The 15,133-nt window shown below is 57.0% G+C and carries 16 protein-coding genes; 4 read left to right on the top strand and 12 right to left on the bottom strand.

Annotation, left to right across the window (positions count from 1 at the left end):
* From ACOT0L_RS06495 to nasR, 4 genes are all read right to left on the bottom strand, one after another.
* Entirely contained in the window at nt 1-789 is a 789-nt protein-coding gene (locus ACOT0L_RS06495; RefSeq protein ID WP_042715167.1) for an ABC transporter ATP-binding protein, read from the bottom strand.
* Between the two features lie 9 nt (nt 790-798).
* Nucleotides 799-1,677 (bottom strand): nitrate ABC transporter permease, encoded by an 879-nt coding sequence (ntrB, locus tag ACOT0L_RS06490; protein WP_022648369.1) that lies wholly within the window; start codon nt 1,675-1,677, stop codon nt 799-801.
* A gap of 2 nt (nt 1,678-1,679) precedes the next feature.
* On the bottom strand, nt 1,680-2,927 hold the full coding sequence (locus ACOT0L_RS06485) for a CmpA/NrtA family ABC transporter substrate-binding protein (RefSeq protein WP_022648370.1): 1,248 nt from the start codon (nt 2,925-2,927) through the stop codon (nt 1,680-1,682).
* Between the two features lie 227 nt (nt 2,928-3,154).
* Nucleotides 3,155-4,327, bottom strand: a complete 1,173-nt coding sequence (gene nasR, locus ACOT0L_RS06480) for a nitrate regulatory protein NasR (RefSeq protein ID WP_045308278.1) — start codon at nt 4,325-4,327, stop codon at nt 3,155-3,157.
* Between the two features lie 73 nt (nt 4,328-4,400).
* On the opposite strand from nasR, the gene ACOT0L_RS06475 reads away from it, so the two are divergent.
* From ACOT0L_RS06475 to ACOT0L_RS06465, 3 genes are all read left to right on the top strand, one after another.
* Complete coding sequence (locus ACOT0L_RS06475) at nt 4,401-4,754, top strand: DsrE/DsrF/TusD sulfur relay family protein (RefSeq protein ID WP_023300288.1); 354 nt, start codon at nt 4,401-4,403, stop codon at nt 4,752-4,754.
* 106 nt (nt 4,755-4,860) lie between these two features.
* Nucleotides 4,861-6,645 carry a methyl-accepting chemotaxis protein gene (locus ACOT0L_RS06470; protein WP_023306429.1) on the top strand — a complete coding sequence of 595 codons (1,785 nt, stop codon included), beginning with the start codon at nt 4,861-4,863 and terminating at the stop codon, nt 6,643-6,645.
* 196 nt (nt 6,646-6,841) lie between these two features.
* Nucleotides 6,842-7,081 carry a hypothetical protein gene (locus ACOT0L_RS06465; RefSeq protein WP_015570352.1) on the top strand — a complete coding sequence of 80 codons (240 nt, stop codon included), beginning with the start codon at nt 6,842-6,844 and terminating at the stop codon, nt 7,079-7,081.
* A gap of 30 nt (nt 7,082-7,111) precedes the next feature.
* Here the strand turns inward: ACOT0L_RS06465 and ACOT0L_RS06460 are convergent, their stop codons facing one another.
* Entirely contained in the window at nt 7,112-7,807 is a 696-nt protein-coding gene (locus tag ACOT0L_RS06460; RefSeq protein WP_017384255.1) for a gamma-glutamylcyclotransferase, read from the bottom strand.
* Between the two features lie 177 nt (nt 7,808-7,984).
* Nucleotides 7,985-8,215 (bottom strand): putative cation transport regulator ChaB, encoded by a 231-nt coding sequence (gene chaB, locus ACOT0L_RS06455; protein WP_003856674.1) that lies wholly within the window; start codon nt 8,213-8,215, stop codon nt 7,985-7,987.
* Between the two features lie 268 nt (nt 8,216-8,483).
* Here chaB and chaA point away from each other — a divergent pair, with 268 nt between their 5' ends.
* Nucleotides 8,484-9,584 carry a sodium-potassium/proton antiporter ChaA gene (gene chaA / locus ACOT0L_RS06450; RefSeq protein ID WP_003856672.1) on the top strand — a complete coding sequence of 367 codons (1,101 nt, stop codon included), beginning with the start codon at nt 8,484-8,486 and terminating at the stop codon, nt 9,582-9,584.
* A gap of 105 nt (nt 9,585-9,689) precedes the next feature.
* Here the strand turns inward: chaA and kdsA are convergent, their stop codons facing one another.
* From kdsA to hemA, 6 genes are read right to left on the bottom strand one after another with little or no spacing between them, the layout of a single operon-like run.
* Nucleotides 9,690-10,544: a 3-deoxy-8-phosphooctulonate synthase gene (gene kdsA / locus ACOT0L_RS06445; protein ID WP_022648375.1), complete on the bottom strand. Its 855-nt coding sequence runs from the start codon at nt 10,542-10,544 to the stop codon at nt 9,690-9,692.
* A gap of 36 nt (nt 10,545-10,580) precedes the next feature.
* Complete coding sequence (gene sirB1 / locus ACOT0L_RS06440) at nt 10,581-11,390, bottom strand: invasion regulator SirB1 (RefSeq protein ID WP_022648376.1); 810 nt, start codon at nt 11,388-11,390, stop codon at nt 10,581-10,583.
* A 3-nt stretch (nt 11,391-11,393) separates the two neighbouring features.
* Nucleotides 11,394-11,786, bottom strand: a complete 393-nt coding sequence (sirB2, locus tag ACOT0L_RS06435; protein ID WP_022648377.1) for an invasion regulator SirB2 — start codon at nt 11,784-11,786, stop codon at nt 11,394-11,396.
* Nucleotides 11,783-12,613, bottom strand: coding sequence for a peptide chain release factor N(5)-glutamine methyltransferase (gene prmC / locus ACOT0L_RS06430; RefSeq protein ID WP_126502883.1), 831 nt, complete (start codon nt 12,611-12,613; stop codon nt 11,783-11,785). The genes sirB2 and prmC overlap by 4 nt, the downstream gene beginning before the upstream one ends.
* Nucleotides 12,613-13,695, bottom strand: coding sequence for a peptide chain release factor 1 (gene prfA / locus ACOT0L_RS06425; protein WP_368994973.1), 1,083 nt, complete (start codon nt 13,693-13,695; stop codon nt 12,613-12,615). Before prfA ends, prmC begins: the two co-directional genes overlap by 1 nt.
* Before the next feature lie 41 nt (nt 13,696-13,736).
* The gene (gene hemA, locus ACOT0L_RS06420; RefSeq protein ID WP_003856666.1) at nt 13,737-14,993 is read right to left on the bottom strand and encodes a glutamyl-tRNA reductase; all 1,257 of its coding nucleotides are present in this window, start codon (nt 14,991-14,993) and stop codon (nt 13,737-13,739) included.
* Nucleotides 14,994-15,133: the final 140 nt, after the last annotated feature.

Here is a 15,133-nt window from a genome sequence, read left to right as displayed (position 1 = left end):
TTACGCCGCTTTCGGCTGTTTTTCGTAGAGGAAATGGAGGATCTGCTGGCGCATGTGGTGATAGCGGCTATCGTCCGCCAGCTGCACCCGGTTGCGCGGGCGCGGCAGATCGACGCGCAGGATCTCACCCACGGTGGCCGCCGGGCCGTTGGTCATCATCAGTACGCGGTCAGAGAGCAGTACCGCCTCGTCCACATCGTGGGTGATGAGCACGATGGTGGTGTTCAGCGCCTGCTGGATCTGCATCACCGAGTCCTGAAGATGGGCACGCGTCAGCGCATCGAGCGCGCCAAACGGCTCATCCATAAGCAGCACTTTCGGCTTCATTGCCAGCGCCCGGGCAATACCGACGCGCTGCTTCATACCGCCGGAGATCTCCCCGGGGCGCTTATGCAGCGCGTGGCCCATCTGCACCCGGTCGAGATTGTGCTCAATCCACTCTTTGCGCTCGGCCTTACTCATGGTGCGACGGAAGACCTGATCCACCGCCAGCGCCACGTTGTCGAAGCAGGTTAACCACGGCAGCAGCGAATGATTCTGAAACACTACCGCACGCTCAGGCCCCGGCCCGGCGATTTCGCGGTTGTCGCAAATCAGCCCGCCTTCCGTCGGCAGCGTGATCCCGGCGATCAGGTTTAACAGCGTCGACTTGCCGCAGCCGGAGTGACCAATCAGACTGACGGTTTCGCCCTCGTGGATATCAAAAGAGACGTTTTGCAGCGCCAGAAACTCGCCGCTGGCGGTGGAAAAACGCTGGCTCACGGCCTGGACCTGAATTAAAGGTTTCATCTTCACTCCTTATTTTTCCTGCCAGCTAAAGCGACGGGCGATCAGCATCAGCCCCTGCTCCAGCAGCAACCCGACCACGCCAATGATGACGATGGCGATGAGAATGTTTTCAACGTTGAGGTTGTTCCATTCATTCCAGATCCAGAAGCCAATGCCTAAACCTCCGGTGAGCATCTCGGCGGCGACAATCACCAGCCAGGCAATGCCAATGGAGAGACGTACCCCGGTCAACACCGCAGGCAGCACGGCGGGGAAAAGAATGCGGCGCATGATGGTCCACTCTGAGAGTTGCAGCACCCGGGCCACGTTGAGGTAGTCCTGCGGAATACGGCGCACCCCTTCGGCGGTGTTAATGACCATCGGCCAGATGGAGCAGATGAAAATGGTCCAGCTCGACGCGGGCTCCGCTTTCTGGAACAGCAGCAGGCCGATAGGCAGCCAGGCCAGCGGGCTGACCGGACGCAGGAGCGCGATCAGCGGGTTGAACATGCGGGAGAAAAAGGTGAAGCGCCCAATCAAAAAGCCCAGCGGAATGCCCGCCAGCGCCGCCAGACCGAAGCCGATGGCGACGCGTTGCAACGACGCCAGCACGTTCCAGCCAATGCCCATATCGTTTGGCCCGTCGCGATAAAACGGATCGGCAAACAGGGTCATGGCCGAATCGAGCGTGCTGAGCGGCGTCGGGAAACCTTTACTGTTTATCGCCGCCAGCTGCCAGAGCACCACCAGCAGACCGAGACCGAGCAGCGCCGGGATGACGCGCTGTAAAAACTCATTCATCCGACGCGTAAACGCTGGCGCACGACGGCGAACCTGTAGCGGAGGCAGGACAATCACTTCCCCGCTCTCTGACTTCTCTTGTGGTTGCGTATTTTGCAGATGCTGCATACTCAGGCCCCTTTACGGTGAATGGCGAAGCGGTTGGCGTACCCTTCCGGATCGGTGCCGTTCCAGACGGTGCCGTCCATCAGGGTACTGCTGCGATACGGTGATGACGGTGTGGACATGCCGCCCACGGCGGTCGCGGCATCCTGCCAGACCGCGGTCTGGTTAATGCGCTGTGCGATGCCCGCATAATCCGGCGCGGCGTTGAGCAAGCCCCAGCGACGGAACTGGGTTAAGAACCACATGCCGTCGGAGAGATACGGGTAGCTCACGGCACCCTCGTTGAAGAAACGGATCGGGTGCGCATCCTGCCAGCGCTGACCGAGCCCGTTGTCGTATTCGCCGAGCATGCGTCCGGTGAGGTACTGTTCCTTGCAGTTGAGCCATGCGCGGCGCGAGAGGATCTGCGCGGTTTCACGTTTGTTTTCCGCTGACGCCTCGATCCAGCGCGCGGCTTCCATCACGGCGCTCACCAGCGCCCGTGCGGTGTGCGGATTTTTCACCACCCAGTCGCGTCGGGTGCCGAGGATCTTTTCCGGGTGATCGGCCCAGATGGACTGTGACGTGGCGGCGGTAAACCCGATGCGGTCGTTAATCGCCCGCGCGTTCCACGGCTCGCCGACGCAGAACCCGACCATGTTGCCGATGCGCATGTTCATCACCATCTGTGGCGGCGGGACCACCACAGTGCGCACGTCGTCAAACGGGTTAATGCCCGCACTGGCCAGCCAGTAGTAGAGCCACATAGCGTGTGTCCCCGTCGGGAAGGTATGCGCGAAGGTGTAGGTTCCCGGTGCCTGCTGTGTAATCAGCTTTTTCAGCCCGTCGAGATCACGAACGCCCTTCTCCGCCAGATCGCTGGAGAGCGTAATGGCCTGACCGTTCTGGTTGAGAGTCATCAGGTTCGCCATCTGCTGCGGCTTGCCCGCGATACCCAGCTCCAGTCCGTACAGCAGGCCGTAAAGAATGTGTGCGGCGTCCAGCTCCCCTGCCACCAGCTTGTCGCGCACCGCCGCCCAGCTCGCCTCTTTAGTAGGTACAATGGTAATGCCGTGTTTTTTATCGAACCCTTTCAGGGCCGCGATAACCACTGGCGCGCAATCGGTCAGGGGGATAAACCCGATACGCACGGTATCCTGCTCCGGCTTATCTGACCCCGCCGCCCATGCGGCCTGCATGACACCCGGCAACAGCATCGCACCACTCGCCAGCATGCTGGCCTGCAATAAACGCCGTCTCGACAAATCCGCCATAATTGCTCCTGAAAAAAGGCAAAAAAAAGCGCCCGACGGTGCTGAAGCACCGCTGGACGCCTTTATCCCGAAGACGTATGCACCGCCGTTGGCGCATCGTCAAAAATAGTTAATCTGTTAATGCAAAGGTGATGCCAGCTTTTTAACCCCGGCGTTACGGGGTTTCTGCAAGGAGAGCGCTCTTTTACGCACCTCAATCAGGCATTAAAGGCCCACTGACTGTGCAACTACTCCCCAGGGGGTACCTTCCACAGATTTTTCACCGTAAGGAGCGCACGGGCGATATCCACCATGCGTTGGTTTTTATCCATCGCCATTTTGCGCAGGGCTGTCCACGCCTGCTCCTCGCTCATGTTCTGATGCGTCATTAGCACGCTTTTGGCTTTGTCGATGGTCTTGCGCTCCTCCAGCGTGTCGCGCAGGGAAGCAAGTTGACGGGAGAGTTGCTCAATTTCGCGCGCCTGCTGGCGCACCAGCGGCAGCAGTGGTCTATCCGGAAATCGCGCCAGGATATCGTCGTACTCATCGTCTACGTGCAGGTTTTCGCTATAGCGACGCTCCTCAACTGCCGTCATCAGATCGGCAATGGCCACCTCCTCCAGCGTGCGCAGATGCTCAAGACGCGCGGTTTGCAGGGCAAACCATTTGAGAGCGGTATCGCCATTATCTGCCGGAGGCTGGCGGGTGCACGCTTCACGCCTGAGTTTTTCAGTCTCCAGACCCGGCTGACAGTTGAGGGTAAACGTCTCCTGCACGTCTGGAGTGCAATGGGAGATAAAAACCTCAAAGCAGGCCTGCTGGCCATCAATGCGATCCACCAGCCGCTGGCGGGTTTCATCGTCAAAGAATCCCTGGGTGAAACCAATAGCCCCCAGCGCCCGCTCTTGTCCCACAAGTTCTTTGCCCTGCATCAGGCTGTAAAGGGCCACAAATCGGCCCGCGATGTGCGGATCGTCAATGCTGTCGCTGAGTTGAGGTACGATATTGAGCAGATGACGCAGTATGCGGCTGTAGTGTTCCATCGCCTGCGGCGCGGTGACGCGTTGACCTGTAACGCCATCACGCAGCACCGTCAGCGTTTCAAGGCCGTGCAGTGCGCTGGCGATACGTTCGCAAAGGGCGCTGCCCGGCAGCGGTTCGCTAAACAGGAGGTGCAATGCAGCAAGGTTTTCATCCACCAAAGCCCTGCTGGCCTTGCATTCAGGCCCGTACAATTTACCCTGCGAGCAGAGCCAGACATTTGACGCACCGCGTTCGCACTGTAGCATATGCACCAGTCGACTGATGCCGTTCACCAGTGCGCCCAGCTGCGCTAATCTGCCGAGCTGTTCCTCCCGCAGCATTCTTGCACGCTGGAACCATTCGGTCGCGCCAGGCGAACTGCCAGCCACTATCGTCATCGTTTCTCTCTCCGATACATATTCTTCGGTATGAGAAGCAATATTCGTGCCTTTTCAAAGAACAGGAGTCAACATGCAGAAGATTGTGATCGTCGCCAACGGTGCGGCCTACGGCAGTGAATCCCTTTTTAACAGTCTGCGCCTGGCAATCGCGCTGCGCGATAAGGAGAGTGAGCTGGAGCTGCGCCTCTTTTTGATGTCCGATGCCGTCACGGCCGCGCTGAAGGGGCAGAAACCCGCTGAGGGCTACAACATACAACACATGCTGGAGATCCTGACCGCGCAAAACGTTCCGGTCAAGCTGTGCAAAACCTGTACCGACGGTCGCGGCATTACCGGGCTGCCCCTGATTGATGGCGTGGAAATTGGCACGCTGGTTGAACTGGCTGAATGGACTCTTACCGCTGATAAAGTATTAACTTTTTAATAATAAATCGCCAAAAATATTATTTTCTTATGGACGCGGTTTCAGCATCAAGTTTACCTGCGCCATTGCCGATAGGCATGGAAACAACACAGCAGGTATTACACTTATGTTCAGATCCATTCGCGCCCGCATCATTGCGGCGACGACAGGCTGTATGGTCGTCGCCCTTCTTCTTAATACCATTATCAACTTTCAGGTCACGCGCCAGGATAATCAGCAGTCGCAGCGCGATATACTGACCAGCACCAGCGCCAGCCACAATATGGCGATTGCCGACTGGGTCAAAAGCAAAATGACGGTGATTGCCTCCGCGCAGAGTATCGCGCTGGCTGACGATCCGGTTCCGGTGTTTAAGCAATTAGCCCAGGCGGGCGGCTTCACCAACGTCTACGCAGGCTACGCCAGCAAGACGGCGAAATTCTCCGATCCTGCGGGGGTCCCGGCGGATTATGACCCAACCATTCGTCCCTGGTATCAGCAGGTGGTGAGCACGGACGGCCCGGTTGTGACGGCGCCCTACGTTGATGCCGGGACCGGGAAGCTGGTGGTGACGTTTGCCGTACCGGTGAAGGAGAATGGTACTCTGAAAGCAGTGGTAGCGGGCGATGTCGCCATGGATAGCGTGGTGGCGAACGTGCGCGGGATCCACCCAACGCCTGCCAGCAGCGGGTTGCTCCTGAACAGCGACGGCACGGTTATTGCCGCCAACGAGCCGACCCTGACGCTGAAGCCGTTTACCGGGACGATCAAAGGCATCGACCTTGCGGCGCTGAAGAGCGGTAATCCGGTCGACGGGACACTGAATGATGAGGAAAAAACCTTTATCGCCTCAGCCGTGCCGGGCACGAACTGGCTGCTGGTCGTCGCCCTCGACAGCAGCGACGCCACCTCCGGCATGCGTTCCTTGCTGAAAGCGTCGGCAATCTCGCTGGTGATTCTGGCGCTTCTGAGCGGCGCCATTGTCCACCTCCTGATAGCCCGCCTGCTTAAGCGCCTGTCCGACATTCGCGACGCGATGCACAGCATTGCCAACGGCACCAACGATCTGTCCCAGCGTCTGCCGGATAGCGGTGATGACGAAGTGGCGCAAATTGCGCAGGCGTTTAACGCCTTCAGCAATAAGCTCTCGGTGGTGATGGTCCAGCTTCGCGACGCCAGCGCCTCAGTGAAAAACGCCGCGCAGGAGATTGCGGCAGGCAACCAGGATCTCTCCGGACGTACCGAGCAGGCCGCGTCCAGCCTGCGTGAGACCGCCAGCGCCGTGGAAGAGATAACCGCCTCCGTTACCCAGTCGAATGAATCGGCCGAAGAAGCCAATGACCAGGCCAGTAAAGCCTCTGCGGCCGCAGCGCGCGGCGGCGAAGTTGTCTCGCAGGCAATCAGCACCATGCAGTCCATCGAAGTGGCTTCTGCAAAGATTGGCGATATCACCAGCGTGATTGACGGCATCGCCTTCCAGACCAACATTCTGGCGCTTAACGCCTCCGTCGAAGCGGCTCGTGCCGGTGAGCAGGGCCGTGGGTTCGCGGTCGTTGCGGGGGAAGTGCGTAATCTGGCCAGCCGCAGCGCTCAGGCGGCGAAAGAGATCAAATCCCTTATTGACTCCACTACCGAAAGCGTTGCAACCGGCTCCCGGTTTGTGCACCTTGCGGGCGACAGCATGGATGAGATCCGCGCCAGCGTCGGGAGCGTGTCTGGCATTATGCGTGAAATATCTATTGCCACCCGCGAGCAGATGAAAGGCATCCATGAAATTAACCACGCGGTGACTCACCTGGATCGCATGGTGCAGCAGAACGCTGAACTCGTTGTACAGTCTGCTGCGGCGGCCAGCGCGCTGCAAAGCCAGGCGGGCGACCTTGCTGAGACCGCTGGCCATTTCCGCATATAATTTTTCCCGGACGCGCGTTAAGCAGGGAAAACGCGCGTTGGCTGAAAGGTTTCAGAAATTTTGTCATTTTTGTTTAATCGTTGCGCCATTTTTTGATCGAAATCAGCATCACCTACCTTCCCCTTTGGTGTTATGCAATGAGTAAATTGTGAACAACATCACGCTCGGGATGGGCAAAAACGACGGGGTATAAAAAATGGCACGAGTTAAAACGAGTCTGAAACTGTTTGGCGGGGATACGGTAGTGGTGCGTTGCTCAGAACGTTGCCGCATCCATCTGATGAGTACAAAAGGGCAAAAGCAATCGCAGGCAGATATCCTTACCGTCCAGGATGATAAGGCCTGGCTGACGGTGCCTTACACCGGCACCTGGGATGTGCTGATCGACAGCCACAGCCAGTCGCTCGAACATTCCGTAAGTTACGTGGCAGCATAACCATAAACGCCCGGCCAGCCGGGCGTATTATCAGGCAAAACCCGGGCGCAGCGTATTGCTGAGCGGGTTCCCTTCCAGCAGCGCTTTAACCTTCACCACCAGCTCACTCAGACAGTCGTCCTGCATACCGAGACGCGTCAGCTCCTGATCGAGCGAGAAAAGGTACTGGGCGTTAGTGCCCAGCGGTCCACTGGCGGCGGCAATCAGCGGGGCAATCACCTGGGTTCGGGTGTCGGCTTCATACAGCGGGTGCCGCGGATCCATAATGAACACCAGCGCGTTGACGGTGCGGCCGTCGTCCAGTTCCAGCTTGCACCAGCTGGGCATATAGCAGCCGGTGATCATCTCGCGCTTCCACAGCAGCGTCAGCTCATCTTCCAGCGTGGTATCCGGCAGCCGGTATGCCACGCCCGTGGTGCGCCCGCCCTCTTTTAGTGCAAGCATACGTCCAGGCTGACACGCGCTGCCGCGTCCGGCGGTCAGGCGCAAACAGAAGGCGCGGTGCCAGCCAGGCAGCGTTCCGGTTGCCGATTCAACAAACTCGAGCGCCGGGTTCCACATCAGAGAGCCGTAACCAAAAATCCATACCGGGCCATCATCCGGGCGGCAGGCCAGCGTTGCCGCAAGCGACGCCGCACGTTGTTCAGCCGACCACAGAAGCGATTCCTCAATAGCACCAAATGCCGTCTTACAATCTGCCTTCATCAAGAAATCACGCGTTAACACATTCCACCTCCGCCACTGCATGCTTCCTTGCGACATCTTTAATGCGCCTTCCCGGCATTCTGTGCTGTTCATTTTAACAGCAGTTGAGCAACGATAAGCAATTCGCGGGCCAGATGCAATACAGCGGCAGTTCAACCGCCTGAAATGTCAAAATGGAGGCAGCGTATTATTCGGCAGCTATTTCTTTTTGTGCCATTTGTCATCATCCCCTTTCTCATAGTCATTTTTTACGGCGGCCCAGGCCACTTTATGCGCCGTCTCTTCACGGCTGGCATCGTCCCGGCGATCTTCTTTATCTTTGTATTGATCCCAGGCGCTGTTAAAGGCTTCTTTATAGATATCCTGAGCGTGGGCAGGCAGTACGTTTTGCACGTTATCCGGTAATTCGCTTTTCGATTTGTATGGCATCGCTAACCTCTCTTTTGGCTAAAAGATAAGTGTGGACGACGATACGCCAGGGTGCCAGCCGACAGCGAGAAATGAACTATTTAAGAGTGCAAGGCATTGTTATTAAATTATTATTTTGTGTAAATGAGGCATTATAAGCTTCAGGAAGAAAAATCCCATTAAAGGGTAAAATTAAGTAAAAAATACAGGGTATTTAACCGTTTTCTGTTAATTTAACACCCTCAAAATCTATCTATAATTACAAGCACCTGCACTGTTGGAGAAACACATGACAGCAACACACGAGGCGGTAAAGACCCGCCACAAGGAGACCTCTCTCATTTTCCCGGTTCTGGCACTGGCTGTGCTGCTCTTCTGGGGAAGCAGTCAGTCATTGCCAGTGGTTGTGGGGATCAATATTCTGGCTCTGGTGGGTATTTTAACCAGTGCATTTAGCGTGGTACGCCATGCGGATGTTTTAGCCCACCGTCTTGGAGAGCCGTATGGGTCATTAATTTTAAGCCTTTCGGTTGTGATTCTTGAGGTCAGTCTAATTTCCGCATTAATGGCCACCGGCGACGCCGCACCAACGTTAATGCGCGATACGCTCTACTCCATCATTATGATTGTTACCGGCGGCCTGGTCGGTTTTTCGCTTTTATTAGGTGGCCGCAAATTTGCCACCCAGTACATGAACCTTTTTGGCATTAAACAGTATCTGATCGCCCTGTTCCCGCTGGCGATTATCGTGCTGGTATTCCCGATGGCATTGCCGGGCGCAAACTTCACCACCGGCCAGGCGCTGCTGGTGGCGCTGATTTCCGCGGCAATGTACGGCGTGTTCTTGCTGATCCAGACCAAAACGCACCAGAGCCTGTTTGTTTACGAGCATGAAGACGACGGCGACGATGATGACCCGCATCACGGTAAGCCGTCGGCCCACAGCAGCGCGTGGCACACGGTTTGGCTGATCGTGCATCTGATTGCGGTAATTGCGGTCACCAAGATGAATGCTAACCCGCTGGAGGCGCTGTTAACTGAACTGAACGCGCCGGTCGCCTTTACCGGTTTCCTGGTAGCCCTGTTGATCCTGTCGCCAGAAGGCCTGGGAGCGCTGAAAGCGGTGCTCAATAATCAGGTGCAGCGTGCGATGAATCTGTTCTTTGGCTCCGTTCTGGCGACCATCTCCCTTACCGTTCCGGTGGTAACGCTTATTGCCTTTATGACGGGGAATGAATTGCAGTTTGCGCTGGGTGCACCAGAGATGATTGTGATGGTAGCGTCGCTACTCCTGTGCCAGATTTCCTTCTCAACCGGCCGCACCAATGTGCTGAACGGCGCGGCGCATATGGCGCTGTTTATTGCGTATCTGATGACGATATTTGCGTAATTTTTTTGCCGGGTGGCGCTGCGCTTACCCGGCCTACGAAACCCGTAGGCCCGCGCAAGCGTAGCGCCGCCGGGCAAAGAAAAACCCGCCGAAGCGGGTTTTTTATTAGTTGCTGGTATCCAGCTCGTCGAAGCTCTTCACCAGATCGTCAATCGCTTTAATCTGTTTCAGGAATGGCTCCAGCTTATCCAGCGGCAGCGCGGATGGACCGTCGCATTTCGCGTTAACCGGATCCGGGTGCGCTTCAATGAACAGACCCGCCAGGCCGGTTGCCATACCGGCGCGCGCCAGTTCGGTCACCTGCGCACGACGCCCGCCAGACGCGGCGCCAAACGGGTCGCGACATTGCAGGGAGTGGGTCACGTCGAAAATCACCGGAGACTGGTTAGAGACGTTCTTCATTACGCTGAAGCCCAGCATATCCACAACCAGGTTGTCATAACCGAAGTTTGAACCACGGTCGCACAGGATCACCTGGTCGTTACCACCTTCGATAAACTTATCGACGATGTTACCCATCTGGCCAGGGCTCACGAACTGCGGTTTTTTCACGTTAATCACGGCACCGGTTTTCGCCATCGCTTCTACCAGGTCAGTCTGGCGCGCCAGGAACGCCGGAAGCTGAATCACGTCTACCACATCAGCCACGGGCTGTGCCTGAGACGCTTCGTGCACGTCGGTGATCACTTTCACGCCAAACGTCTGTTTCAGCTCCTGGAAAATCTTCATCCCCTCTTCCAGGCCCGGGCCACGGTAGGAGTGAATGGAGGAGCGGTTGGCTTTGTCAAAAGAGGCTTTAAACACGTACGGGATGCCCAGCTTTTGGGTCACGGTCACGTAGTGTTCGCAGATGCGCATAGCGAGATCGCGGGATTCCAGCACGTTCATACCGCCAAACAGCACAAACGGCAGGTCGTTTGCCACGTTGATATCACCAATGCTAACCACTTTTTGTTTCATAGGATCGCCTTATTCAGGTGTGAATCGGAATTAAGATTAATGCAGTGTAATGTGTTTATGCGCGATCGCGTTGATCTGCGCGCGGATCATCTCGCTGATCGGGTCTTCCGGACATTGTTCGACGAAATAATTTAAATCATTCAGCGCCACGTGCTCGCAGTCGAGCTGCGCATAAATCAGGCCGCGGTCGCGGATTTCGTACGGATCTTCCGGATTGAACTGCAACAGCACTTCGCTTGCGCGCAGGGCCAGCTCCATCTGACGCTCTTCCATCAGCGCAGACTTCAGCGTATCCAGGAGCTTGCGGATCACTTCAGCGTTATCGGCTTCATCGAGATCTTCATTGAACAGCTCAGCTATCGGGCTGATGTTGCCTTTCAGCCAGACGTCCAGCGTATGCTCATCCAGCGTGTCGCCGTTAAACGGATTGATTAACCACATCTCACCGTCCAGCCACTCCGCCCGCAAAATCATCTGCGTGGGGAAAATGACCGGCACCAGTGGAATATCCAGTCGGTGCGCAACCCACAGTAAAATGGCGCCCAACGCGACGGCGCTACCCTGTCGATTTTTCAGCACCTGGTCCAGCCACAGTGCGTCAGACAGGCGATACACGCCTCGCGTGTCGCAGAAACCCCATTCGCCGTAGAAAAGCTCAATCAGCTTCTCTAATTGCCAGTCTTGCGGACGTGCCTGATTGATCTCTTCGCGCGCCAGGCTGACCAGATTTTCCAGTTCAGCGTAAACGTACTGTGATGTGAAATCGTCGCGGATCATCTCTGAAATCAGGATCATACCATCGCATAGCGGCACTTTGTTAAATTCGAAATCGGCTAAGGACCTCATGACTTACCCCAGTAACGGTATTCTTGTGGTGGCGAGTTTAATGATGATGTACAGCACCACCAGACCCAGCAGAAAGGCGATAAACCCTGTCTGCTGGCTGCGCGGACGATGACGCCCAAGCGCGATAAAACCCAAAACGATGTAGATGATAACGCCAAACAGCTTTTCAGTCAGCCATAGGCCTTTATCAGTAAATGGCAGATAGCCGGTCTTCCACATTAACCCGGCTCCGGAAAGGAACAGCACTGTGTCTATACCGTGTGGGGCGATACGTACCCAGCGGGCGTTAATCAGCGGATTATTGCTGTAGCGCCACCAGTAGCGGACAATGAAAAAGCCGATGGTCAGGGCAACGGAAACCAGGTGAACGGAGATTAGCAGCGTAAACAGGCTCATGACCACTGCCCCAGCGTCAGACGTTCATTGCCGCCGTAATCCCGGCAGGTTTCCACGGCGGCGTATCCGGCACGCGTAAACAGTGCTCGCACCGCCTCTCCCTGCGTCCACCCATGTTCCACCAGCAGCCAGCCACCGGGAAGCAAATGTTGCCGTGACGTTGTCACAATGTGATCGAGATCCGCAAGTCCCTGATTCGCAGCGACCAGCGCGGTCAACGGTTCAAAACGCACGTCGCCCTGCGCGAGATGCGGATCGTCTTCGTCGATGTAGGGCGGATTGCTGACAATCATTTCGAACATGCGGCTTTCAAGCGCGGCAAACCAGCTGCTTTGCAGAACGGAAACATTGTTCAGCCTCAGCCGTTCAACGTTGCGCCGCGCGAGGGCGACCGCATCAGGCATCACGTCTACCGCCGTCACGATACAGTCCGGCCGCTCGCTGGCAAGCGCCAGCGCAATCGCGCCGGTGCCGGTACCCAGATCGAGGATCTGACACGACTGCGCCGGTAACCGCGCCAGCGCCTGCTCCACCAGACACTCGGTGTCCGGGCGCGGGATCAGCGTGGCCTCTGAGACGTACAGCGGAAGTGACCAGAACTCGCGCTCGCCAACCAGATGCGCCACCGGCTCGCCGGTTTTACGGCGGGCGAGCAGTGCCCCCAGCTGCGATAGCTGTTCAGCTGTCAGTTCGGTTTCGCCGAAAGCCAGCAGATACGTGCGGGCTTTACCCGTCACATGCTCAAGCAGAATTTCGGCGTCCCGCTTCGGGCTTTCACTTTCTGAAAGTTCACGGGCCGCCTCACGTAACCAGCGCTGAAAATCCATTAATCCTGCTCGGACAGCGCCGCCAGCTGGTCGGCCTGGTATTCCTGCACGATAGGCTCAATCAGCATATCGAGCTTGCCTTCCATTGCCTCATCCAGACGGTAGAGCGTCAGGTTGATGCGGTGGTCGGTTACGCGCCCCTGCGGGAAGTTATAGGTGCGGTTACGATCGCTACGGTCGCCGCTGCCCAGCAGGTTACGGCGGGTAGAGGCTTCCGCCTGCTGGCGTTTCGCCATTTCCGCCGCGTGGATACGGGCACCCAGCACGGATAACGCCTTAGCTTTGTTCTTGTGCTGGGATCGCTCGTCCTGACACTCAACCACAATCCCGGTGGGCAGGTGAGTAATACGGATAGCGGAGTCGGTGGTGTTAACGTGCTGACCACCCGCCCCTGAAGAGCGGAAGGTGTCGATGCGCAGATCCGCCGGGTTGATATCCGGCAGTTCCGCTTCCGGCAGCTCGGGCATGACCGCCACCGTACAGGCCGAAGTGTGAATGCGTCCCTGAGATTCTGTCGCAGGCACACGCTGCACGCGGTGACCACCGGATTCAAACTTCAGCCGACCATAAACGCCGTCGCCGCTGATTTTGGCGATAACCTCTTTGTAGCCGCCATGCTCGCCTTCGTTGGCGCTCATGATCTCTACGCGCCAGCGGCGTGATTCCGCATAACGGCTGTACATACGGAACAGATCTCCGGCGAACAGCGCCGCTTCGTCGCCGCCGGTACCGGCGCGGACTTCCACAAAAGCGTTACGCTCATCGTCCGGATCTTTTGGCAGCAGAAGGACCTGAAGCTGCTGCTCCATCTCTTCTGACCGTGCTTTAGCGTCCTGCAACTCTTCCTGGGCCATCTCGCGCATTTCAGGATCGTCGAGCATCATCTGCGCGGTTTCGATATCTTCCTGGACCTGTCGCCAGTCGGTAAAGCATTTTGAAACATCACTTAGCTGCGCGTATTCACGCGACAGCGCGCGAAAACGTTCCTGGTCGGTAATGGTCCCGGCATCGCCGAGCAGCGCCTGGACTTCTTCATGGCGCTCGTGCAGAGCTTCCAGTTTAGCGACGATAGAAGGCTTCATAGGCGTAAATGCACCTTGTCTTAGAAAATGGGTATAGGGCGCTATTCCAGCCCGAGGCTGTTGCGCAGAATAGTCAGGCGTTCATCGTCCCCGTCACGGGCAGCCTGCTGAAGAGATTTGGTTGGGGCATGGATCAGGCGGTTGGTCAGTTTCCAGGCTAAATCCTGCATAATCGCCTGCGCGTCGCCGCCCTGTTCAAGGGCCGCTAACGCTTTGGCCGTCAGGTCATCACGCACCTGCTCCGCCTGACCGCGGTATTCGCGGATGGTCTCGCTGACGCTTTGCGCGCGCAGCCAGGCCATAAATTCGCTGGTTTCCTGTTCAACGATGGTTTCCGCCTGCACAGCCGCCGCCTTACGCTGGGCAAGGTTGTGCGAAATGATGCTTTGCAGGTCATCCACGCTGTACAGGTAGGCGTTCGCCAGTTTGCCCACTTCCGGTTCGACATCACGCGGAACGGCGATATCCACCAGCAGCATCGGCTGATTGCGGCGGGATTTCAGCGCACGCTCGACCATCCCTTTCCCGATAATCGGCAGCGGGCTGGCGGTAGAACTGATAATAATGTCCGCCTCTTTCAGACGTTCATCGATGTCGCTCAGCGCAATCACCTCAGCGCCCACTTCATCTGCCAGCACCTGCGCACGTTCGCGGGTGCGGTTGGCGATGATCATCTTCTTCACCTTGTGTTCGCGAAGATGGCGCGCCACCAGCTCGATGGTTTCGCCCGCCCCCACCAGCAGTACGGTGACGGTCGACAGCGATTCAAAGATTTGACGGGCAAGAGTACAGGCCGCGAAAGCAACCGAAACCGCACTGGCGCCAATGTCGGTTTCGGTTCGCACACGCTTCGCCACGGAGAATGACTTCTGGAACATTCGCTCCAGTTCGCTGGCTTTCAGATGCCCTTTCTGGGAATCCGCGAAGGCTTTTTTCACCTGGCCGAGGATCTGCGGCTCGCCCAGCACCAGCGAATCCAGACCGCTGGCCACACGCATCAGATGGCTGACCGCATCGTTATCCTGATGCCAGTACAGGCTGTTGCGCAGCTCTTCTTCGTTGAGGTTGTGATAGTCACATAGCCAGCGGATCAGCGCCTCGTGCAGGTTGTCCTGCTCTTCCACGCTTAAATAGAGCTCGGTACGGTTGCACGTCGACAGCACCACGCCACCCTGCACCATCGGCTGTGCAAGCAGGCTATCCAGCGCCAGGTCGAGCGTATCCGGCGAAAACGTAACGCGTTCTCGCAGTGAAACCGGGGCCGTTTTGTGGTTAATACCGAGTGCTAATAGGGTCATGTTGAGCGGGAGTAGTACCAGCGTTAATAAGGTTAGCAGGACGCATCATACAGGATGCGCGAGATCAATAAAAGAGACTGCCCCCTTTCGGAGTAATAGCTTACGCCGCGCTTTGAGATAATTTGAACGTAGACGGTGGC

The organism is Enterobacter cloacae complex sp. XAL002 (genome assembly GCF_049236805.1).
GTDB lineage: Bacteria > Pseudomonadota > Gammaproteobacteria > Enterobacterales > Enterobacteriaceae > Enterobacter > Enterobacter intestinihominis.
Note: the sequence above shows the minus strand (reverse complement) of the source record. Positions and strands in the feature narration are given on the sequence as shown.